Origin of the sequence: Kitasatospora sp. NPDC004669 (assembly GCF_040609455.1) — a bacterium.
Classification (GTDB): Bacteria; Actinomycetota; Actinomycetes; order Streptomycetales; family Streptomycetaceae; genus Kitasatospora.
Genome location: NZ_JBEXKB010000015.1, coordinates 20,282 through 41,776 on the forward strand (window position 1 = coordinate 20,282; position 21,495 = coordinate 41,776).

The window sequence follows — 21,495 nt, forward strand, 5'->3', positions numbered from 1 at the left end:
CCCCGTTTTGTTGTGTCGGGGGGGGGGGGGGGGGGGGGGGGGGGGGGGGCCCCCCCCCCCGGGGGGGGGGGGGGGGCCCCCCCCCCCCCCCCCGCCGCAGCGTGTCCACCTACCACCCCACGTCACCCGCGCCCAGGACTCACCCATGCCCCGAACACCCGCCCGCCGGGCAACACTGGCCGCCACGGGCCTCTGCGGCCTGCTGGCCAGCAGCTGCGCCGCCGCACCGGCCCCGTCCGACTCGCCCTCCGCCCTGCGGGCCCGGCTGCCGCAGTCGATCCGCACCACCGGCGAACTGCGCATCGGCTCCTACCTCAACTACGTCCCCGTCGAGTTCAAGGACGCCGGCGGCTCACCCGTCGGCCTCGACCCGGATCTCGCCGCAGCCCTCGGCTCCTACCTCGGCCTGCGCGTCAAGATCCTCGACATGCCCTTCAACGACCTCATCCCGGCCGTCCAGTCCGGGAAACTCGATCTGGCGATGTCGGCCGCCATCGACACCCGCGACCGCCAGCAGGGCAAGGACGCCACCGGCCACGTCACCAACCCCGGCGTGGACTTCGTCGACTACTTCCTCACCGGCACCTCGATCCTGGTCAAGACGGGCAACCCGCTGGGCCTCACCACCCTGGACAGCCTGTGCGGCCACACCATCGCCGTACAGGCCAACTCGGTCCAGATCAAAGTCGCCAAGGCGCAGTCCGCCGCCTGCACCCGGACCGGCAGACCGCTGCGGATCGACTCCACGGACACCGACGACCAGGCCGTGGCCGAGGTCTCCTCCGGAACCGCCGTCGCCGACCTCAACGACTACCCCGCCGCCTCCTACAACACCACCGCGCCGAACCACAAAGGCATGTTCCAACTGGTCGGCAAATACCAGGAGTCAAGCCTCTACGGGATCGTGGTCGGCCGGGACCGGCAGGACCTGTCCGATGTGCTGTCCCGCGCAGTCGACCAACTGATCAGCAACGGTACCTACCAGAAGATCCTCGACAAGTGGAACGTGGGCAACGGTGCCGTCGTCAGCGCCACCGTGAACGCCGGGCTCTGACCCCGGCCCCACATCGACGGCCGGGCACCGCGGGCCCGGGGCAGTGCTCCCCGGGCCCGCCGCCATGCACCGATCCGGCCTGCCGCCCGTGGACCGCTCCCGGCGGGACTCAACACAGCTTCGGGAAAACGTTATCTCCAGGCTCCGTTCCGATCTCCTTCACTGCCGGCCCTCCCACCGGCATTCCCTGGACCGCACGGAGCAACGACACATGCAGTTCCACGAAGACCAGCCGACCCGGCACATACCCCCGGCGAGCGGAGACGGCCGGTCCCCCGACGGTCGCCCCAGCCACCGCAGGAAGGGCAGCGGTCACCGCCGCAACAGCCGAAACGCGCGACGAGTCAGCATCAGCCTCTCCGTCATCGGCATCGCCGGACTGTCCTTCGCCGGCGTAGCCCTGGTCACCACGACGGACGGGGCAGCGCACACAGCCGGCAGCCACGACCCCCAGATCAGCACGGCACTCGCACCGACCGGAACCGACCTCGCCACCCCGGTCACCATACTTCCGACCGCCACGCCGACCTCCCCCGCCGTTACCGCGGCCCCGTCCCCTTCGACGACCCCGTCGCCCACCAGCACCCCCTCCCCCCTCAAGCCCACCCCCGAGCCGGTGCCGACGCCCGCACGAGCCGCACACCGCTCGGCGGCCACCACCGCCGCACCGGCCCCGAAGCCCGCAGCCACCGCGCAGGTCCCCGCCGATCCCGCCTCCGGACCGATCGGACCGGACCCGGTGCTCCCGGGCCCACGATCGTCCTCCCAGTCCGTCAGTGACGCCGAGGCCGCGTCCCTCCAACTGCTCAACGGCGAGCGCGCCACGGTTGGGCTCCCTCCCCTGGCCCTCAGGACCGACCTGAGCGACTACGCCCGCAACTGGGCCCACCACATGCGCGACAACGGATTCGGCCACTCCAGTAGCTCGAACTCCCAGTACCTCGTAACCGGCTCCCGGACCTGGATCGGCGAGAACATCGTGTGGTGGAGCGACGCCTCGATGACCGCCCAGGAGGCGGCGGAAAAGTTCCAGTCGATGTGGCGCCACAGCCCCGGCCACTACAAGGCCCAGACCAACCCCTCGTTCACCGAGGTCGGCGTCGGCATCTACCACGACGAAACCGGCTGGTGGGGAGTCCACAACTTCTCCGACGGCCGGTAGGCCGAGACCGAAATCGTGGCTCGGGGCCTCCGCCCGGGCGCGTCACCACGCGACGGGCCCTCCAGGGACAGTAGCCACAGGGTGAGTGGAGGTTGTCGCAGCCGCAACAGCAGCCGGAGCCACGCCGGAGATCGGCACTCCTCTGACGAGGGCGTTGGGGGGTGTCCTCGACCCCGAGCAGGCCGTCCGGCCGGCCTGCTCGATGCGGTCGAGCACCACAACGTCCGGGTGGTCGCAGAGGGCTGTCCTTAGGCGAGCGGCGGCCACTTCCCGGCGCAGGCGTCGGTGCAGGTTTCTCACGGACGGCTTGGCGGTGTCCTTGTACAGGGTCCGGTCGGCGGAGTCGGTGACACTCGGTCCGAGCGTCACCGACTTCACGGTGGCGATCCGGACGCCGGAGGAGTCACCGGTCGCCGGGGCCTTGCCGCCGGACCCGCCGGCCGTGTCGAGCCCGCAGGCGGTGGCGGCGAGCACGAGCACGGCGAGGCCGGAGACGGCGAGCAGGCGGCGCGCGGCGAAGGCGGAACAGCGAACTCGGGGATGACGAACTCGACCCGGGGCATGGGGCCGGCGTCGTAGACGGCGCCGAGCATGGCCATGCGCTTGCAGCCGCTCTTCTCTCCCGACAAGCTGACGTCCGACCCTGGGGAAGAGCGGCATGTGACTCCGGGGACTCCGGGACTGGGATGGTGTCCTGGGGTCACGTGGCGGGCGCTACCTTCGGGAGCGCCCGCGGCCCGGGCGGGGGTGGGCCAGGACGGCTGGGTTCAGGCCCGGTCGGGGTGGGTGAGGGTGTGCCAGGCGTTGTAGCCACCGAGGAGGTCGGAGATGTCGGTGTGGCCGTGGTGGCGCAGCAGGCTGGCGGCGATGGAGGAGCGGTGGCCGCTGGCGCAGTGGACGACCAGGGGGCGGTCGGTGGGGATCTCGTTCAGGCGGCGAGGGAGTTCGGCCAGGGCGATGTGCAGGGATCCTTCGATGAATCCTGTTTCGCGTTCGCCGCAGGTGCGCACGTCCAGGACGGTGGGGGGCTGCTCGCCGGCGAGTGCGGTGCGGAGCTGGTCGGCGGTGAGGCGGCTGGCGGGGGTGACCTCGTCGGCGAGGGCGGACAGGGCGTTGCCGGGGTCGCGCAGGTAGCCGGCGATGTGATCGAAGCCGATGCGGGCGAGGCGGGTGATGACCTCGTCCTCGCGGTCCTGCGGGGCAATGATCGCGATGTTGCTGTCGGGGGTGAGGACGGTGCCGGCCTGTTCGGCGAAGCGGCCGTCGACGGGGACGTTGACGGCGCCGCGGATGTGTCCCGCACCGAAGTCCTGGGGGCTGCGGGCGTCGAGGACGACGGCGCCTGCGGCGCGGACCTCCTTGAAGCTTTCGGGGCACAGGGGGCGGGCGGCGTTCCTGCGGTCGAGCAGCGGGTGGTCCTGCCGGTTGAGGGCGGCGTCGTGGCCGAAGTAGGCGGGGGTGGCGGACTGGCCGGCGGTGACGATGCGGACGAAGGTGTCCTGGTCCATGGGCTGGCAGGCGTAGTTGGTCAGGCGCTGCGCGCCGATGGTGGACTGCTTCTCGGTGGAGAGGTTCTTGCCGCAGGCGGAGCCGGCGCCGTGAGCGGGGAAGACGCGGACCTGGTCGGGCAGGGCCATGAGCTTGTGGTGGACGCTGTCGTAGAGCATGGCGCCGAGATCCTCGGCGGTGACGCCGGCGGAGGCGAGCAGGTCGGGGCGGCCGACGTCGCCGATGAACAGGGCGTCGCCGGTGAGTACGCCGTAAGGGGCTTCGTCGGTGGCGTGCTCGTAGACGAGGATGCTGATCGACTCGGGGGTGTGTCCGGGGGTCTCCATGATCTGGAGGGTGACGTCCCCGAGGGAGATGCGTTCGCCGTCGGTGAGGTGGCGGATGGGGTACTCGGTCTCGGCACGGTGGCCGTAACCGATCCAGGCGCCGGTGCGGGCGGCGAGTTCGAGGTGGCCGGCGAGGAAGTCGGCGTGGAAGTGGGTGTTGATGACGCCGACGACGGTCAGGCCCCGTGCCATGGCATCGGCGAGGTATTCGTCGACGTCCCGGCGAGGGTCGACGATCACGGCCTGGCCGGTGGTCTCGTCGGCGATCAGGTAGGAGGCCTGGGAGAGGCAGTCGAGGTAGTACTGGCTGAAGATCACGGGGTTGTCTCCTCGTCGGGGTCTGTCGGGCTGGCAACACACTCGAGTGTACCCCCGGGGGTATTTGTTCCAATGGAATCGAGGCAGGCACGGCCAGTCAGATGGCCGCCGCCACCACTACACGAACCTGCCGGAAGCGGTCTTCCATTGCCCGCTATCACGCGGCAACGGTGCGACCAAACTGCCCCTCTCCATTGATATTCGGGCTCCGTGAATTCGGTTGATCACACAGGAGCAGCCCTTGCCCGAGCAGTTCATGAGTGTCAAGCAGACTGCTGAGTACCTGAACATGTCCGTCGCGTGGGTGTACCGGGAAGCGCCTCGGGTGGGACTCGTTCCCTGCCGGTTCGGCGGTGGGCGGAACGCGAAGCTTCAGTCGCCTTCACCATGGCCGAGGCGGTCGGCACCAGCCTGCTGGTCATCACCGCCGACTCCCTCGCCGCCCTGCTGCCCCGCCTCGGCGCGACCGGCGCGATCGACTGGGCCGTGGCCGCGCCCTTCACCGGCGCCGCGATCCTCGGCGCCTGGGACGGCAAGCGGCTCGCCGACAAGCTCAGCGGACGCACCCTGCAGCGGGCCTTCGCGATCGCCCTGCTCGCCGTTGCCACGCTGATGCTGGTCACCACCCTCAGCTGACCCGCTCCCCTGCTCCGGCCACGGCCGGTCCGCCCAGCCATCCCGAGAGGACCCGCACTCCCATGACCACACCGCTGACCGTCGAGCAGCTCAAGCCCCGCCTCGGGCAGCTCACCCTCCTCGACGTCCGCTCCCCCGGCGAGTACGCCGGCGGCCACATCCCCGGCGCCCTCAGCATCCCGCTCGACCAGCTCGACCGCGCGCTGCCCGCGCTGCGCGCCGCCGACGGGAGGAAGGAGCTCGCCGTGGTCTGCGCCGCCGGTCAGCGCGCCCAGACCGCCTGCCGGCAGCTCGCCGACGCCGGGATCACCGCCCTCGTCGTCACCGGCGACACCAACGCCTGGACGGGCGCCCGCTGGCTCTCGGCCGCGGTCGGCGGCGGACCGGTGTTCTCCGCACTGACCGACAGCTGCGCGATGGGCGCGATGTTGGGCAAGCTCCCGTACAACCGCCCCCGCCCGGGCACGCCGATCGTCAACGACACGCTCGCCGCGCTCGGCCACCGAGACCGCCGAGGCCACCGAGACCACCGAGACCACCGAGACCGCCGAGGCCACCGAGACCGGTGTTGCCCGGGAGGCCCCTGCCCACCCCCCGGGCAGGGGCCTCCCGGGCGACACCCGTACCGGAACCCCCTACGTCCCCACCTCCACCGACACGCCCACCCCCGGTCGGTGCCGCGCCAGGTCCGCGAAGAAACTCCGCGTGGACGGCCGTCTCCGGCGGGTGGACGCCCGCCGCCTACGCCTCGGCGGTCGCACCCGCCACGGGCGCCGTCTCCTCCTCCGGCACGGCAGGCTCAGGCAGGGTGCGGAACAGCGCCCAGCTGAGCACCGGCATCGCCACCAGCGGCAGCAGCGCCGTCCGCAGCGAGGTGGCGTCCGCGACCGCGCCGATCAGCGGGCTGACCAGGCCGCCGATGCTGACCGTCAGGCCGAGGGTGATCCCGCTCGCGGTGCCGATCCGGGACGGCAGGTAGTCCTGCCCCAGCGTGACCTGCAGCGAGAACGGCACGTACAGACCCGCCGAGGTGAGCGCCGTGAACAGGTACAGCGCCGGCCCCGGCACCAGCAGCACCCCGGCCACCGCCACCGCCGCGACCAGGTACGACCAGCGCGCCACCGGGACCCGGCCCCATCGGTCCGCCAGCGCGCCGCCCAGCACCGAGCCCACCGCGCCGCCCGCGTACAGCACCACCAGCGTCGCGGTGCCGGCCGCCGTCCCGCCGCCGAGGCGCTGGGTGGCGAACAGCGACAGGAAGGTGCTCAGGCCGATGAAGGCGATCGAACGGCACACCACGGCCAGCGACAGCTTCACGAAGGAGGCCCGGTCGTCCCGGCCCGGCTTGCGCGCCGCACCCACCCCGGCGGCGCGCCGCCGCGCCAGCTCGCGCAGCACCGGCAGGCACAGAGCGGCTCCCGCGAGGGCCGGCAGCACCAGCATCGGGGTCAGCCGCAGCCCGCCGGTGCCGACCACGGCGGCAACCAGCAGCGGCGCCGCCGCGAAGCCCAGGTTGCCGCCCAACGAGAACCAGGCCATCCCCCGGTGGCCGGCCCCGGCCCCCTGCGCGACCGAGCGGGCCGCCCGCGCCGACTCCGGGTGGTACGCGGCCACCCCGACACCGGACAGCGCCACGCAGGCGAGCGTCAGCCCGTACGAGCCGCCCACCCCGCTGAACGCGATGCCCGCGCCGCCGAGCAGGGTGCTGACCGGCAGCAGCCAGGGCAGCGGCCGGCGGTCGGTGAGTATCCCGAACAGCGGCTGCGCGACCGAGGAGAGCACGGAGGCGGCGAGCACCACGCCCGACACGGCGGCGTAGCCGTAGCCGCGCTCGGCCACCAGGAAGGGCACCAGGGCGGCGACGGCACCCTGGTAGACGTCGACGCAGGCGTGTCCGACGGACAGCAGCGTGATCGACGTGTGGTACGGCAGGACGGTCGGCTTCTCCGACGCTTTTTCCGACGGTTGTTTCAGCACCCCGCCATGCTGGGGTCCGCACTCCCTGTCGGACTTCCGATAATCTGCCAGTCGATGTCGAAGATCCGCCACGATCCCGTCGCCCCGACCCGCGCCCAGCTGCTGCCCTCCGGGACCGGGATCGACGCCCACCGCCACGACGACCACCAGATCGCCTACGCCGCCCGCGGCGTGGTCGCGATCACCACCGACGCCGGCTCCTGGGTCGCCCCCGGCAACCGCGCGCTCTGGATCCCGGCCGGTACCATCCACGCCCACCAGGCGCACGGCGACCTCGAACTCCACCTCGTCGGCCTGCCCGCCACCGAGAACCCACTCGCCCTGGACCGGCCCACCGTCCTCACCGTCGGCCCGCTGCTGCGCGAACTGATCATCGCCTACACCCGCGCCCCCGAGGACGACGGCCCCGAACGCTCCCGGCTGCGCGCCGTCCTGCTCGACCAGCTGCGCGCCTCGCCCCAACAGCCGCTGCACCTGCCCACCCCGACCACGCCGCTGCTCCAGGCGCTGTGCGGGCTGCTGCACGAGGACCCGGCCGACCGCCGCACCCTCGCCGAACTCGGCCGCGCCGTCGGCGCCAGCGACCGCACCCTCTCCCAGCTGTTCCGCGCCGACCTCGGGATGACCTTCCCCCAGTGGCGCACCCAGCTGCGGCTGCACCACGCGCTGGTGCTGCTCGCCGAGGACGTGCCGGTCACCGCCGTCGCCCACCGCTGCGGCTGGGCCTCGGCCAGCGCCTTCATCGACGTCTTCCGCCGCACCTTCGGCCACACCCCCGGCGGCCACCCGGCGCGCTGAAAGCCCCGGGTGTCCGGCCCGGGTGGCAGGCTTGGGGCATGTGCGGCCGCTTCGTCTCCACCACCACACCCCAGGACCTCGTCTCGCTGCTCGGAGAGCTCCGCTGGGACCCGGCCGAAACCTTCGCGCCGAGCTGGAACGTCGCGCCCACCGACCCGATCCCGGCCGTGCTGGAACGCCTCGACCGGGAGACCGGCGAGGTGCTGCGCCAACTGCGTCCGCTGCGCTGGGGGCTCGTCCCGTCCTGGTCCAAGGACCCGTCCGGCGGCGCCCGCATGATCAACGCCCGCTCCGAGACCGTCGACACCAAGCCGGCCTTCCGCAAGGCCTTCACCGCCCGCCGCTGCGTCATCCCCGCCGACGGCTACTTCGAGTGGCGCGAGGTCCCCGCCACCGCCGACCGCAAGAAGTACAAGCAGCCGTACTTCCTCAGCACCGGCGGCGTGATGCTGATGGCCGGCCTCTACGAGTTCTGGCGCGACCGCACCCGCGCCGACGACGACCCGCTCGCCTGGCTCGCCACCGCCACCATCATCACCACCGACGCCACCGACTCGGCCGGCCGCATCCACGACCGGATGCCGCTCACCATCGCCCCCGACGACGTGCCCACCTGGCTCTCCCCCGCCCACACCGACCCGGCCGACCTCCACCACCTGCTGCGCCGCCCCGCCGACGGCGCCCTGCGGGTGCGCGCCGTCCCACCCACCGTCAACAGCGTGCGCGCGCCCAACGGCCCGGAGCTGCTCGACACCGCCCCGGACCCGCTGGGGCTCGCCGACTGATGCCCCGCCCGCCGCTGATTCCGCTGACAGCGCGTTTGCTCTGCACTACGGTGGGCGGGCGAATCAGTTCACGGGGGTGGGGGCACCGAAGTGTTGATGGCCATGACGACACACGTCCGGCCCGAGAGCGGCATGCCCGACCCGGAACCGTACGAGCAGCGGCGCCGCACCTCACCGTCGGCGGCGGCGGGCGACCCGCACGCCGCGGTCCTCCCGGCCGAAGCCGCGCAGGCCGCCGTGACGATCGCGGCGACCGCCCCGACGCCCAACCTGCCGCCCCGCACCGCTGACCAGCTCGTGGGCCGGAAGGCCGAGTTGCGGGCGGTCACCGAGGCCCTGGCGCACGACGACGGCGGCGGTCTGGTCACCCAGGCGACCACCCTGCACGGCCTCGGCGGCGTCGGCAAGACCAGCCTCGCCCTGCACTACGCCTACAGCCGGGCCGAGCACTACCGGCTGATCTGGTGGATCACCGCCGAGTCCGAGGGACAACTCGCCGAGGCCTTCGCCGGACTCGCCGTCCACCTCCACCCCGGCTGGGCGCTCACCGCCCCGCCCGGTCAGCAGGTCGAATGGGCCATCGCCTGGCTGCGCGCCCACGACCGCTGGCTGCTCGTCTACGACAACGCCGAGGACCCGGCCCACCTCACCCCCTACCTCGGCCGACTGCTCGGCTGCGGCCACCAGCTGGTCACCAGCCGCCGCGCCGGCGGCTGGCACCCCGGCATCCGGCCGGTACGCATCGACGTCCTCGACGCCCCCGAGGCCGCCCAGCTGCTCTGCGGCACCGCGTACCCGCGCGCCGCCGTGGACGCCGCCGAGCGGAACGAGGCCCGCGCCCTGGCCGACGAACTCGGCCACCTGCCATTGGCCCTCGCCCAGGCCGGCGCCTACGTCCAGCAGACCGGTACCACCTTCGCCGCGTACCGCGAACTGCTGCGCGCCACGGGCCCGGTGGGCCCCGGTGCCGAGGACACCGTCGCCCGGCTCTGGCAGACCACACTCCGCACCGTCCAACACACCGCCCCCTTCGCCGTCGAGCTGCTGCGGACCCTGGCCTGGTACGCCCCGGAGGCGCTGCCGCGCGCGGCCCTCACCCCGTTCGGAGCGCGCCGGCCGGAGGAGGTGGAGCGCGCACTCCGGCTACTGGCCGACTACAACCTGATCACCCTCGGCGACACGGTCACCGTGCACCGGCTGCTCCAGGCGGTGCTCCGCAACTCGGAGGGAGCCCGCCGACTACGGCAGCGGGCGGAACGGCACCTGGCGGGAGCAGCCGCCCGGCTCTGGCCGGACGCCGAACCGGGGCTGCGGCGGGCACTGCTGGCGCACATCCGCGGGCTGGCCGCCGGCGGGCCGTCGGAGGAGCCGACGGCGGAGACCGTCGCGCTCTACGGGCTGGCGGCGGGGGAACTCACCGACCGGGCGCAGCGGGTGTACGCCGTACCGCTGGTGGCGGCGATGGCGGACGGGCAGAGGCGGCTGCTCGGCGAGGACCACCCCGACACCCTGACCGCCCTCGGGCGGCTCGGCAAGCTACACGCCCAGACCGGTGAACCGGCACAGGCGGTCGAGCTGTGCCGGGAGGTGGTCGCCAAGCGGACCCGGGTCCAGGGACAGGACCACCCCGCCACCCTCGCCGACCGGCACACGCTCGCCCAGGCCTACCGCAAGGCGGGTCAACACGCGCTCGCGGTCCAGGAGTTCCGCTCGGTCGTCGCCGAGCGTGCCAGGGCGCTGGGGGCGGACCACGCCGATACCCTCTGGAGCCGCGCGAGCCTGGCCTACGCGCTGCAAGTGGCTGGTCGACACCGGGAATCCGTGGCCGAGTTCGAGCAGTTGGTGGTGGACACGGAACGGGTGTTCGGCGTCGACCACCCGGACCTCCTGGCCCGCCGGAACGGGCTCGCCTTCGCCCAACTCGCGGCGGGTCAGCACGGGTTGGCCATCACGTTCTACGAGCAGGTGGTCGCCGACCGCACCCGCGTCCTGGGCGCCGACCACCCCGACACCCTGAACACCCGCGGCTGGCTCGCCGCCGCCCACGCCGAGGCCGGCGACTACCCGGCGGCGATGGCCGCGTACGAGGCGGTGGTCGCGGACCGCACCCGGGTGCAGGGCCCCGACCACCCGCAGACCTTCCACGCGCGCGGACGACTGGCCTCCGTCCACCGGAAGTCCGGTCAAGCCGTCACCGCCGTCGCCGAGTTCACGGCCCTCATCGCCGACCACACCCGGGTGCTCGGTCCCGACCATCCGCACACCCTCGACGCGCGCACCGGCCTGGCCCGCTCCCACCGCGAGGCGGGTGCGCCCCACCGCGCGGTCGAGCAGCACCGCCTGCTGGTCCGCGACCGTACGCGCGTCCAGGGCGAGAACCACCCCGACACGCTGGAGGAGCGCAGCTACCTGGGGTGGGCGCTGCGCGCCGCCGGATCGCCGGGCCTCGAAGTCGAGGAGCTGGAACGCCTGGTGACGGACCGGACCCGGATCCAGGGCCCCGACCACCCGGACACCCTGAGCGAGCGCTCCGGTCTCGCCCGGGCCCTGCACGCCGCGGGCCGCCCGCGCGAGGCGCTCGTCGTGTGGCAGCGACTCCGCACCGACCGCGAGCGGCTCCACGGCCCCGAGCACTACGAGACCTTCGGCGCCCGCCTCGCCCTGGCCCGGGCCTTCAGCTACGTGGGCGAGCACCGGCGCGCGGCCGAGCTGTGCGACGAGCTGGTCGCCCACCGGGGGCGGGTCCTGACACCCGACCACCCCACCGTCCTGCACACCCGGACCTGGCAGGCCTGGCTGCACGGCGAGGCCGGGAACCACCGGCTCGCCGTACAGCTGCGCGAGCAGCTGGTGGCCGACCGCACCAGGGTGTACGGGCCCGAGCACCCCGGCACGCTCGACTCCCGCAAGGGGCTCGGCTACGCCCTCCAGGCAGCGGGCCGCCTCCGGGAGGCGCGGGTCGTCCGCGAGGGCCTGCTGGCCGACCGCACCCGGCTCCAGGGCCCCGACCACGTCGACACCCTCAACGCCCGGCTCAACCTGGCCATGGCGCACGGCGAGGCCGGCCACCACCGTCTCGCCTTCGAGCTGGCCGCCGAGCTGGTCGCCGACCGCACCCGGCTGCAGGGCCCGGACCATCCGGACACCCTCGACACCCGGTTCTGGCTCGTGTCGGCGCACGGCGACGCCGACGACCACCGCCGCGCGACGGAGCTGTGCGACGCGCTCACGACCGACCGTGCCAGGGTGCTGGGCCCCGACCACCCCGACACCCTCAACACGCGCTACTGGCTCGCCGACAACTGCCGGGAGGCCGGCGACCACCGACGCGCCATCGCCCTGTTCCAGACGCTCGTGGCCGACCTCACCCGCGTCAACGGGCCGGACCATCCCGAGACCCTGAACGCGCGTCTGGGCCTGGCCCAGGCGGTCACGGGTGCGGGTGACCACCGGCGGGCGCTGGAGTTGCACGACCTGCTGGTGGCGGACCGGATCCGGGTGCACGGCCCGGACCACCCGTTCACCCTCAACGCCCGCTGGTGGCGGGCGAACTCCTTCACCGAAGCCGCCCACCACCGCCTCGCCGTCGAGCTGTACACCGAGCTGGCGGCCGAGCAGGACCGCGTCCACGGGCCCGAGCACCCCGACACGCTCCTGGCCCGCTGGTGGCAGGCCATCGGACACGTCCAGGCAGGCGATCACCGGCTTGCCGTGGAGCTGTACACCGTGCTGGTGGCCGACTGCGTCCGGGTCCACGGCCCCGAGCACCCCCGCACCCTGGCCGTCCGGGGCGGCCTGGCCTGGGCCACCTCGGCCGCCAAGAACCACCACTGGGCCAGGGCCCTGTACGAGACGCTGATCGCCGACGACACCCGCGTCCTGGGTGCGGACCACCCGCTCACCCTGGGCTGCCGCGGTTCCCTCGCCTCGGCGACCGAGGAGGCCCGCGAGTTCGCCAGGGCGCTCAAGCTCTACGAGGACGTGCTGGCCGACTGGACACGGGTCCGGGGAGCGGACCACTCGGACGCGCTGGCCACCCGGCGCTCACTGGCGTACACCCACCGCGAGGCGGGTAACCACCGCCGGGCCGCCGAGCTGTACGAGCGTCTGGTCCCGGACACGGAGCGGGTGCTGGGCCCGGATCATGTCACGACCCTGAACACCCGGTTCAGCCTTGCCCGGACCTGGCAGGAGGCGGGCGACCACGGCCGGGCCGGAGAACTGTTCCGCGCCCTGGTCGCCGACGCGCTGCACGCACTCGGCCCGGACCACCCTGTCACCCTGGACGCTCGTCTCGGGCACGCCCGCTCGATGGTGGCGGCGGGCGACTTCCGCGCCGCCCTGGAGCTGTACACGCCGCTGCTCGCCGACTGGGAGAGGGCGCAGGGCGCCGACCACCCCAAGGTTCTCAGCGCCAGGTGGTGGCACGGCGCCGCCTACCGCGAGGCGGGCGACCACCGGCGGGCCGCCGAGCTGTTCGGCGCCGTGGCCGTCGACCGCGCGCGGGTGCTCGGCGCCGACCACGACGACACCCTGAACACCCGCTGGTGGCAGGTCCACTCGTGCCGTGCGAGCGGTGACCTCGGGCGTGCCCTGAGGCTGTGCGAGAGCCTCCTCGTGGACCGGCTGCGGATCAACGGCCCCGACCACCCGGAAACCCTCGCCGTCCGGTTCCTGCTGGCCTGGACCCATCGGACGTCCGGCGACCACCTGCTCAGCATCCGGCTCAACGAGGCCCTGCTGCGCGACCGGATCCGTGTCCAGGGCCCGGACCACCCGGCAGTCCTCACCACGCGGTGCGACCTCGCCGCCGACCGCCGGATCGCGGGGCTGTACCGACAGGCTGCAGCCGACCTCGAGCTGCTGGCCGCCGACCGCGCCCGCGTCCAGGGGCCGGACCACCCCGACAGCCTCGCCGCACGGTCCCACCTGGCCCTGAGCATCCGCGACATCGGCGAACTCGACCGCGCCGCCGCGCTGCTCACGGAACTGATCGCCGACCGGACCCGGCTCCAAGGAGCCGACCACCCGGACACCCTGGCCGAGCGGGGCAACCTCGCCCGTCACCACCGCCGCGCCGGCCGGCGCCGCGAGGAGGTCGGCGCACGGCAGACACTGGTCGCCGACCACGAGCGCGTCCACGGCCCGGACCACCCCGACACGATCACCGCCCGCGACAGCCTCGCCCATGCCCTCCGCCACCGGTGGAACCACGACCGTGCCGACGCGCTCTACCGGGCCGTCCGGGCCGATCGCGCCCGGATCCTGGGGGGCGACCACCCCGACACCGTCGACGTCTGGGACAGCATCGCGCTCAACCTCTTCGAGGCCGGCCGCTACGCCGAGTCCGCCGCGTGCTACCGCGAGACGCTGGCCATCGCCCTCCGGGCCTTCGCCCCCGAGAAGGACCTCGTCCTCGGGCTCCGGCACGACCGGGCCATGGCCCTGGTCCTGAACGGGGATCACGGCGTCGCGATCGCCGAGCTGTCGCCCCTCGTCGACGACTGGGCCCGGCCCAGCGGCACCGGCTTCCCCAAACTCGTCATCGCCGGCTGCACGCTCGCTCTCGCGCGGCACCTGAGCGGGGAGCACGAGGCCGCCCTGCACCTGGTTGCCGGCCTGGTCTCCGCTGCCACCGACACGCTCGGCGACCCTTCGCTCGCGACCGTCACGGCCCGCGAGACCCAGGCGCTCCTGCTGGCCTGCGGTGCACGTCCGCTGCGGGCCGTCGTCCGGCTGGAGGAGCTCGCGGAGACCTGCGCCGAGAGCCACGGCACTCGCCACCTCCTCACCCTGAGCGTCCGTCAGAGTCTCGCTCACGCACGGCTGCGGGCGGGGGACGCGACCGGTGCGGTTCAGGCGTACGAGCGCATCATCGCCGACCGGATCGCGGTCGGTGGCTCCTCGCCGACCGCCGCACTGCTCGCCGGGCACCGGGAGGCCGAGGACGTCGCCGTCTGCATCGGCGCCCAGCGTCCCGGTCCGCTGCCGCTCTTCCCCACCCTCGCGGTCGGCCTGGCCCAGGCACTCGCCGACGGCGGGCTCCGTGCCGCCGCCCGGGAGCTGCTGGAGGCCGTCTCCACCGGACGCGAGGCCCTGATGGACCCGGGCCACCCGCTGGCGGCCGAGGCCCGCGCCGCGCTGTCGCGGCTCGACCGCTGCGCGCCGGCAGCGGCCCCGCCCGCGCCCGTCCGCCCGGAGCTCGGCCGGAGCGCGCCCACCCCGCTCCCCCGCCGCTCCCACGGCTCGATGCACCGCTCCGCCCAGCCGGCCGTCGACCGCCCCGCCTGGCGACCCCGGCTCACCCTCATCGACGACCCCGCCGTGGGCGCCACCACCCATCTGGAGCTCCGCCTGGAACCCGCCGAGGACACCCCGCACGCCGATCCGGGAAGCCTTCCCGACCTGCGCCTGGTCGCCGCCGTGACCGCCGACGCCGCGCTGGACCCGCCCGTCGCCGACTACACCCCGGCCGGCGAGCCCGCCCGGTTCGCGCTGACCCCGGCCTCGCCCGGCCCGCACACCCTCCGGATCACCGTCTTCGACCGGAGCCACGGCGCCGTCCTCCAGGACCTCTCCGCCGTAGTGGACGTACCTCAAGCCGCACTGACCCAGGAGCAGGAGTAATCAGCGTGCCCCGGGAGCTCCACGTCGACATCCTGCAGAACCCCTCCGCGGACTACACCCGGCTGCCCCAGCAGGCGGTCCCTGCGGCGGACCTCCCGCCCAGGGGTCGAGCCCCGCTGGACCTGGTGGTGTCGCTCAGGCGTCTGCGCGATGATTCCGTGCAGATATCCGCTTTCCGTCCCGGCGAGCGCACCCCCAGGACCCGCAGCCACTGGGCCTACCTCGCCGTCTCCGCGACCACCCTGCTGGCCAGGGCGGCCCGGCTGCGCACCGTCTGGCGCGACCGCCTGATCGCCTACGACCCCGACCCGCTCAACCCCTACCCCTTCGCGACCGCCGTCGACTTCAACCCGCTGGCCGCCGTCGCCGAGCGAAAGGTCGCCGAACTCGCCGAGGAGGGGCGGTATTTCCTGGCGACGATGTTCGAGGGCACCGACCCCGACCTGGTGCTCTTCCGCGAGTACCTCAACCGCACCCTCACCGAGCACGGCTCGCTGCGGATCAGCTTCGACTCCGACCTCCACCTGCCCTGGCCGATGCTCGCCGTGGAGAGCGCCCAGGCCGACCCCTGGGCGGACTTCCTCGGCCACCGCCACCAGGTCGAGCAGACCGGCGCCGCCTACCCGCTGATCCAGCCGCCGTACCCGGCCCGGGCCAAGCCCGTCACCAGCCTGAACACCGACGACCAGCTCACCGGCATCGGCCGGGCGCCGGAGGTGCGCAAGCTGTTGGAGGACCGCTCCCAGCTGACCGTGCGCACCGAGTCCGACCTGCTGCTGGAGGCGCTGTCCGCCGCGGTGCTGGACGAGGACGTCATGTACTTCTGGTGCCACGGCCAGTTCGTCGCCAACGACTCCCCGTACCAGCAGCTCGCCGTCCGGCTCTCCGACGAACGGCACATCGACGCCGAGCTGGTGCGCCGCCACCGCCGTCGGCACCTCAACCGGCCGGACGCCGTGTTCCGGCCGTTCGTGCTGCTGAACGCCTGCCACACCGGGCAGTCGGCGGCAGCCGAACTCGACCACCTGGGCCGGGCGTTGGTGGACCTCGGCGCGGACGGCGTACTCGGGCCGCAGCTCCAGATCCCGCAGGAGTTCGCCGCCGAGTACGCCTTCGCCTTCCTCGACCTCTACCTCACCGGCAAGTTCACCGCCGGGGAGATCACTCAGCAGCTGGTCCGGTGGTTCGCCCGCGAGTACCGCAACCCGCTGGCGCTCGCCTACTCCCTGCACTGCGGCATCGACAGCATCCTGGAGCTGAACCCGTGACGACACCCCTGCGACCAGCGCCCCCGACCGCCGTAGGGCCCGCGGCCGCCGTGCGGCCCGCGACCGTGGACCTGGACGAGAGCGGCCGCCTGCTGGTGCCGGGGACGAGGACCCCCGTCCCCGAGGCGCGGGTCGCCGACCACCTCGCCCGTCATCTGCGCATCCCCGAGTGGGCCACCGACCTCTTCGTCTACGTGCACGGCTGGCAGACCAGCCCCGAGGCCGCCGGGCGCACCGCCGCCGCGCTGATCGGCCGGGCGGCCGAACTGCACCGCTCGGCCCCGGTCGCCTACCCGGGGCTCGCGGCCGGCTTCCGTCCCTGGTGCGTGGTGGTGCGCTGGCCCTCGTCGAGCCTGCCGAGCCTGGGCGGCTACCGGCGGATCCGCGAACGGGCGCACGCGATGAGCGCCCGGGGGCAGGCCGGGCGGATCCTCGGTCATCTGCTCGGATACCTCGACGCGGGGCGCGGCCGGCCGGACGCGCCCCGCGTCCTCGCCAACCGCCACGGCCAGTACCTCCACCTGCTCGGGCACTCGTTCGGCGGCCGTTTCCTCTGCGAGGCCGTCCAGTACGCGGCCGACCGCCCGGCCGGCCCCCCGGTGCTGAGCTGGAGCCGGCCCGGCGACCCGGCCCGCCCGTTCACCGTCGACAGCGCCCTGGTCTTCCAGATGGCCGCGCCCCGGGACGCCTTCGTCCGGCTCTTCCCCCGGCTCTTCCTCGGCCCGGGCCGCCCCGGCGCCCCACTGCGCGGCCCGCTGGTCCTCACCCACTCGCGCTGGGACCGGGCCACCGGATTCTGGCACCTGCGGGCCGAGGGCCTCCCGGGTATCGGCCACTCCGGCACGGGCGCCGCCCCGGTCCCGCAGTTCAGCGCCCGGCTCCGCGCGGCCGACTCGCCCTATCCGCACGCCGAGCTCGACCACCCGATCGTCAACATCGACGCCGGGCACGTCTACCGGGGCGGCCTGGCCACCCGGCTGCACCCCTCGGGCGCGCACTCCGACTTCCAGCGCCCGGAGTCCGCCCACCTCCTGCTCAGCCTCGCCTCCCACTCCCGCTGAGCGTCCGCCCGGACGCGGCCGGACGTCCCCGGATGCGGCCGGGGGCGGGTGCCCATGAGCACCCGTCCCCGGCTTCGACCCCGCTCGCCGTCAGCACCGGCGCACCGAGGTGAAGCCGCAGACGGGCGTGCAGAGGGTGACGATGCCGCTGTAGCGGTGGGTCGTCCTCCCCCGGGTGATGCTGTGCACGGTCAGCTTCTCCCGCAGGGTCGGCTGGTGGCACCGCGGGCAGATCGCGGCGACCGGCTTGCCCCAGGGGCGTGACCTCGGACCGACGCCTCGCCGGAGCGGCGGGCCGGCGGTCAGGCCTGCACCGCCACCGAGGCCAGATAGGCCTCCGACCTCCCCGGGTCGAGGAACCACTCCTCCAGGTCCGCCGGGAAGTCGAAGGCGTTGGCGAACCGGTCCCTCACGGCCCGGAGTTCACCACCCGCGACGAGCAGCTGGAGGACGTGCGGGGGCGGCGGCATGAGCATCGCGTTGCTCCAGAGCGTGGCGACGCGCCCGGACGTCGTCCAGAAGCGGTCGAAGGCGGCCTGCTGGAAGTCCCGGTCGAAGGGCTTGTCGCCGTGGGCGAGGATCGCCTCCAGGTAGTCGGCGGCGCACTTGGCCGCATTGTTGGAACCCTGGCCGGCGATCGGGTCGTTGGTGACGACCACGTCCGCGACGCCCAACACTGCGCCGCCGCCCGGAAGTTCGCCGACCGGACGGCGGACCGTCGGAGCGAACCGGCCCGCCAGGGTGGCGCCGGGGTCGGTGAGTTCGACGCCGGAGCGGGTCCGGTCGTACTCCCAAGGTGTGAAGGTCTTCATCAACTCCAGCATCACCCGCAGGTGTTCGGCCGGGTCGCGGAGCCCGTCGAAGGCATCCGCGGGACCGCCCGGGACGGCCTCCCACAACATGGCGTCGCAGGGTCCGGCCGCGGTCAGCACCGGCAATACGAAGAGCTCCCCGATGCCGGGCACCACGTTGCAGCGCACCGCCTGGAAGTCATGCTCAGGACGCGGCGCGAGCCCGTACACGTAGGCGGCGGCCAGCGCGCGCTGCGGCCGGGTGAACGGGGACCGCTCCTCGTCGCGCTCGAACAGCGAGGCCAGCGATCCCTTCCCGGAGGCGACCAGCACCAAGTCGTAGGAGCCGGCGAGGTGTTCGAGGTCGGCGGCGCTGACCTGCCGCAGTTCCACCCGGCCGCCGCGATCGGCGAACAGCTCCAGCCAGGTGGACATCTTCAACCGCTGGTCGACGGACTGCGCGTAGCCGTCCAGCCGACCGACCCAGTCGATCACCCGCGCCGACTCCGGCCCGCTGACCGACACGCCGACCCCCTCGATCCGGGGCGCCTCCTCGGCCCACAGGTCCAGGCCGAGGGCGCGCTCGGTGCGCAGCGCGCCGTCGAACATGCACTGGGTGGACATCACCCGCCCGTCCCGCACCTCCTGCGCGTCACGGTCGGTCAGCAACGTCACGTCGTAGCCGTGGGACTGCAGCCCGAGGGCCAGTTGGAGGCCGGACTGCCCGGCGCCGACGATCAGAATCCTGCGCATCGCCCCTGCTCTCTTGGTGGTCCGTCCGAGCCCGGCCGCCCGCCCCGCCCGGTTGCCAGTGGTCTGGATATCAGTCCCGGGCGCCCGCGTCCATGGCGCCGACACGCCGAGGTGGCACCCGGTCGATCGGGACGCCATCGGGATGTCGATTTGAAAAATTCTTCAAGTTCATAGAGGGTGGCCTGTCGCCGACACCGCACGCCGCCACCCCGCACCGACGGCCCGGACAGCACAGACAGCGCAGACGCACAGACAGGACAGCCAGAGAGAATGAGCGACAACCTCCCCCCGTGCCCGCAGTGCTCCAGCGAGTACACCTATGAGATGAACGCCCTCATGGTCTGCCCCGAGTGCGGCCACGAGTGGATGCCCGCCGAGGGCGGGTCCGAGCAGGCCGCCGGCGCCGGCGAGCGGGTGATCCGGGACGCGGTCGGCAACGTCCTCAGCGACGGCGACACCGTGACCGTGGTCAAGGCCCTCAAGGTCAAGGGCAGCGCCTCCGGCATCAAGGCCGGCACCAAGGTGCGCAACATCCGCCTGGTGGACGGCGTGGACGGCCACGACATCGACTGCCGGATCGAGGGCTTCGGCGCGATGCAGCTCAAGTCCAGTGTGGTGAAGAAGGCCTGAGGCCGGGAGGCCGAACGGTTGAACGACTGAACGACTGAACGACTGGACGGCTGGACGGCGACGGCCCGTACGAGCATCCGCTCGTACGGGCCGCTTCCGTTGTCACTCCCCGGCGCGCCCTTCCTCAGGCGGCGGCGCGACGGGGAAGAGGATCGGGCTGAGCAAGTACGGCTCCCTCCCCGACGTCGGCCCGTTGGCCAGCCGGGGCGCCAGGACCGCCAGCAACTCCCCTCCCAGCTCGGCGAGTTCCTCCGGGCTGAGCCAGAACGTGCCCTGCCGGTAGGACACCCCCTGCGCCACCGGGTCCGCGTCCTCCCGGTCCAGGTAGGCGTTGAACTCCGCGAGCAGGACGGCCATCGCGGCCGCGAAGCCCCGCCGGTGGTCATCCTTGGTCATCGCGGCGGCAGCGGCGGCGTCGATCACCGGGCGGTCCTTGCGCAGCCGGTAGTGCCGCTCCACCGCGCCGCGCACCCGCTGCTCCTGCGCCACCTCCAGGAACCCCGCCTCGGCGAGCAGCGCGACATGCCGGTAGACGGTCACCTTCGACACGCCGGACAGCCGAGCGCACAGCTGCGAGGTGGTGAGCACCCGCCCCCCGGCGAGGGCGTGCACCACGCGCAGACGCACGGGGTGGAGGAGGAGGTCGGCGGCGTCGTGGTCCATGCTCAACGATTTCACAGTCGCTACTATTATCAAAGATGAAAACGGTAGCGTTCCCGGGCGACAGCCGCCCGGACGCGGAGAACGGGGGTGGCGGATGCGCCGGGCAAGCGGGCGAACGGTGAGCGTCAACGGATGGTCGCTCTACATCGAGGAATCCGGCACCGGCCCCGACCAGGTGCTCTTCGAAGCCGGCCAGGGCCTCGGCCGCACTTCCTGGGACGCGGTACTGCCCCTGCTCACGGACCACGCCCGGCTGGTCGCCTACGACCGCTCCGGCTTCGGCCGCAGTGCCCGCAGCGACGCGCAGCTCACCATGGACCAGCTGGCGGCGGACCTGATCGCCCTGGCCGAGGCCGTCGTCCCCGGCCGCTTCGTCCTGGTCGCGCACAGCATGGGCTGCCTGGTCGCCCGGCTGGCCGCCGCGCGGCTGGCGCCCCGGCTGCGCGGAGTCCTGCTGATCGACCCGACGCCGGAGACCGCGCCGTCGTATGACGCCATCGACCAGATCGCCCGCCGGGTCGACCGGACACTCGCCCTCGTGCAGCCGCTCACCCGGTTCCGCCCGCTCGCCCGCCTGGCCAGCGGGAACGTCCGCCAGGTCTTCCCGGCGGACACCTACGCCACCATGCTCGCCGAGGACTTCGTCCCGGTCGGCATCGCCCAGACCCGCCGCGAGTTCCGCGCCGTGGCCGCCGCGGTCCCCCGGTTCCGCACCACCCCTCCGGCACCCCCGACCTGCCCGACGATCCTGCTGTCCGCCGACCGCCCCCGCCGCGGCGGCGAACGGACCCACCCCGCGCTCCAGTCACACCAGCGCCAGTGGGCGGACGCACTGCCGGACGGACGCTACGAGGCCGTCGACTCCGGGCACTTCATCCAGGCGGAGCACCCGGCCCTGGTCGCCGACCGCATCCGGGAGCTGCTCGACCGGGGCTGAGGTGGAACGGCGCGCTCTGGAGGACGCCGTCACCGCGGACCTCACCGACGCCGCACGAGAGCAGTCGCTGCGGGCGCTCACCAGGATTCATCGACCCGCGAGCGCTCTGCTGGACGGCCCCGTCGAACAGGACGACCGCCCCCCACCCCGCATCCCCCGGGGCCGATCATCATCGATCCCGACCCCGGCAGTAGGCTTGT

General features: G+C 73.4%; 15 protein-coding genes and 1 pseudogene. 11 read left to right on the forward strand and 5 right to left on the reverse strand.

Annotated elements, in window-relative coordinates; genetic code table 11:
- The first annotated feature begins 145 nt into the window (after positions 1-145).
- A complete protein-coding gene (locus tag ABZW30_RS15220) occupies positions 146-1,054 on the forward strand; it encodes an ABC transporter substrate-binding protein (RefSeq protein WP_355671552.1) in 909 nt (302 codons plus the stop codon).
- A gap of 616 nt (positions 1,055-1,670) precedes the next feature.
- Complete coding sequence (locus tag ABZW30_RS15225; RefSeq protein WP_355671553.1) at positions 1,671-2,216, forward strand: CAP domain-containing protein; 546 nt, start codon at positions 1,671-1,673, stop codon at positions 2,214-2,216.
- Between the two features lie 42 nt (positions 2,217-2,258).
- On the opposite strand, the gene ABZW30_RS15230 is transcribed toward ABZW30_RS15225, so the two are convergent.
- Positions 2,259-2,696 carry a hypothetical protein gene (locus ABZW30_RS15230; RefSeq protein ID WP_355671554.1) on the reverse strand — a complete coding sequence of 146 codons (438 nt, stop codon included), beginning with the start codon at positions 2,694-2,696 and terminating at the stop codon, positions 2,259-2,261.
- 287 nt (positions 2,697-2,983) lie between these two features.
- A complete protein-coding gene (locus tag ABZW30_RS15235) occupies positions 2,984-4,369 on the reverse strand; it encodes an MBL fold metallo-hydrolase (RefSeq protein ID WP_355671555.1) in 1,386 nt (461 codons plus the stop codon).
- A 387-nt stretch (positions 4,370-4,756) separates the two neighbouring features.
- On the opposite strand from ABZW30_RS15235, the pseudogene ABZW30_RS15240 reads away from it, so the two are divergent.
- Positions 4,757-5,005, forward strand: a pseudogene (locus ABZW30_RS15240) (TSUP family transporter); the annotation flags it as partial.
- A gap of 62 nt (positions 5,006-5,067) precedes the next feature.
- On the forward strand, positions 5,068-5,835 hold the full coding sequence (locus tag ABZW30_RS15245; protein ID WP_355671556.1) for a rhodanese-like domain-containing protein: 768 nt from the start codon (positions 5,068-5,070) through the stop codon (positions 5,833-5,835).
- Here ABZW30_RS15245 and ABZW30_RS15250 read toward each other — a convergent pair.
- Positions 5,747-6,937: an MFS transporter gene (locus ABZW30_RS15250; protein ID WP_355671673.1), complete on the reverse strand. Its 1,191-nt coding sequence runs from the start codon at positions 6,935-6,937 to the stop codon at positions 5,747-5,749. The two genes, ABZW30_RS15245 and ABZW30_RS15250, sit on opposite strands and share 89 nt — an antisense overlap.
- A gap of 99 nt (positions 6,938-7,036) precedes the next feature.
- On the opposite strand from ABZW30_RS15250, the gene ABZW30_RS15255 reads away from it, so the two are divergent.
- The 5 genes from ABZW30_RS15255 (at position 7,037) to ABZW30_RS15275 (ending at position 17,521) form a co-directional block, all read left to right on the forward strand.
- Positions 7,037-7,780, forward strand: coding sequence for a helix-turn-helix transcriptional regulator (locus ABZW30_RS15255; protein ID WP_355671557.1), 744 nt, complete (start codon positions 7,037-7,039; stop codon positions 7,778-7,780).
- A 38-nt stretch (positions 7,781-7,818) separates the two neighbouring features.
- Positions 7,819-8,565 (forward strand): SOS response-associated peptidase, encoded by a 747-nt coding sequence (locus ABZW30_RS15260; protein WP_355671558.1) that lies wholly within the window; start codon positions 7,819-7,821, stop codon positions 8,563-8,565.
- A gap of 102 nt (positions 8,566-8,667) precedes the next feature.
- A complete protein-coding gene (locus tag ABZW30_RS15265) occupies positions 8,668-15,192 on the forward strand; it encodes a tetratricopeptide repeat protein (protein ID WP_355671559.1) in 6,525 nt (2,174 codons plus the stop codon).
- A gap of 5 nt (positions 15,193-15,197) precedes the next feature.
- Positions 15,198-16,460 (forward strand): CHAT domain-containing protein, encoded by a 1,263-nt coding sequence (locus ABZW30_RS15270; protein ID WP_355671560.1) that lies wholly within the window; start codon positions 15,198-15,200, stop codon positions 16,458-16,460.
- The gene (locus tag ABZW30_RS15275) at positions 16,457-17,521 is read left to right on the forward strand and encodes a hypothetical protein (protein ID WP_355671561.1); all 1,065 of its coding nucleotides are present in this window, start codon (positions 16,457-16,459) and stop codon (positions 17,519-17,521) included. Before ABZW30_RS15270 ends, ABZW30_RS15275 begins: the two co-directional genes overlap by 4 nt.
- 302 nt (positions 17,522-17,823) lie before the next feature.
- Here ABZW30_RS15275 and ABZW30_RS15280 read toward each other — a convergent pair whose 3' ends face one another.
- Positions 17,824-19,065: a styrene monooxygenase/indole monooxygenase family protein gene (locus ABZW30_RS15280; RefSeq protein ID WP_355671562.1), complete on the reverse strand. Its 1,242-nt coding sequence runs from the start codon at positions 19,063-19,065 to the stop codon at positions 17,824-17,826.
- A gap of 270 nt (positions 19,066-19,335) precedes the next feature.
- Between ABZW30_RS15280 and ABZW30_RS15285 the strand changes: the two genes are divergently transcribed.
- Positions 19,336-19,695 (forward strand): zinc ribbon domain-containing protein YjdM, encoded by a 360-nt coding sequence (locus ABZW30_RS15285; RefSeq protein WP_355671563.1) that lies wholly within the window; start codon positions 19,336-19,338, stop codon positions 19,693-19,695.
- A 102-nt stretch (positions 19,696-19,797) separates the two neighbouring features.
- Here ABZW30_RS15285 and ABZW30_RS15290 read toward each other — a convergent pair whose 3' ends face one another.
- Positions 19,798-20,358: a helix-turn-helix domain-containing protein gene (locus ABZW30_RS15290; protein ID WP_355671674.1), complete on the reverse strand. Its 561-nt coding sequence runs from the start codon at positions 20,356-20,358 to the stop codon at positions 19,798-19,800.
- 118 nt (positions 20,359-20,476) lie between these two features.
- Between ABZW30_RS15290 and ABZW30_RS15295 the strand changes: the two genes are divergently transcribed.
- Positions 20,477-21,295: an alpha/beta hydrolase gene (locus ABZW30_RS15295; protein WP_355671564.1), complete on the forward strand. Its 819-nt coding sequence runs from the start codon at positions 20,477-20,479 to the stop codon at positions 21,293-21,295.
- The last annotated feature ends 200 nt before the right edge of the window (positions 21,296-21,495 follow it).

Bases quoted from the DNA above. Each gene is read 5' to 3' on its own strand.
- ABZW30_RS15220 (WP_355671552.1), top strand. From the start codon at position 146: ATGCCCCGAACACCCGCCCGCCGGGCAACACTGGCCGCCACGGGCCTC.
- ABZW30_RS15245 (WP_355671556.1), top strand. From the start codon at position 5,068: ATGACCACACCGCTGACCGTCGAGCAGCTCAAGCCCCGCCTCGGGCAG.
- ABZW30_RS15255 (WP_355671557.1), top strand. From the start codon at position 7,037: ATGTCGAAGATCCGCCACGATCCCGTCGCCCCGACCCGCGCCCAGCTG.
- ABZW30_RS15260 (WP_355671558.1), top strand. From the start codon at position 7,819: ATGTGCGGCCGCTTCGTCTCCACCACCACACCCCAGGACCTCGTCTCG.
- ABZW30_RS15265 (WP_355671559.1), top strand. From the start codon at position 8,668: ATGACGACACACGTCCGGCCCGAGAGCGGCATGCCCGACCCGGAACCG.
- ABZW30_RS15280 (WP_355671562.1), bottom strand. From the start codon at position 19,065: ATGCGCAGGATTCTGATCGTCGGCGCCGGGCAGTCCGGCCTCCAACTG.
- ABZW30_RS15285 (WP_355671563.1), top strand. From the start codon at position 19,336: ATGAGCGACAACCTCCCCCCGTGCCCGCAGTGCTCCAGCGAGTACACC.
- ABZW30_RS15290 (WP_355671674.1), bottom strand. From the start codon at position 20,358: ATGGACCACGACGCCGCCGACCTCCTCCTCCACCCCGTGCGTCTGCGC.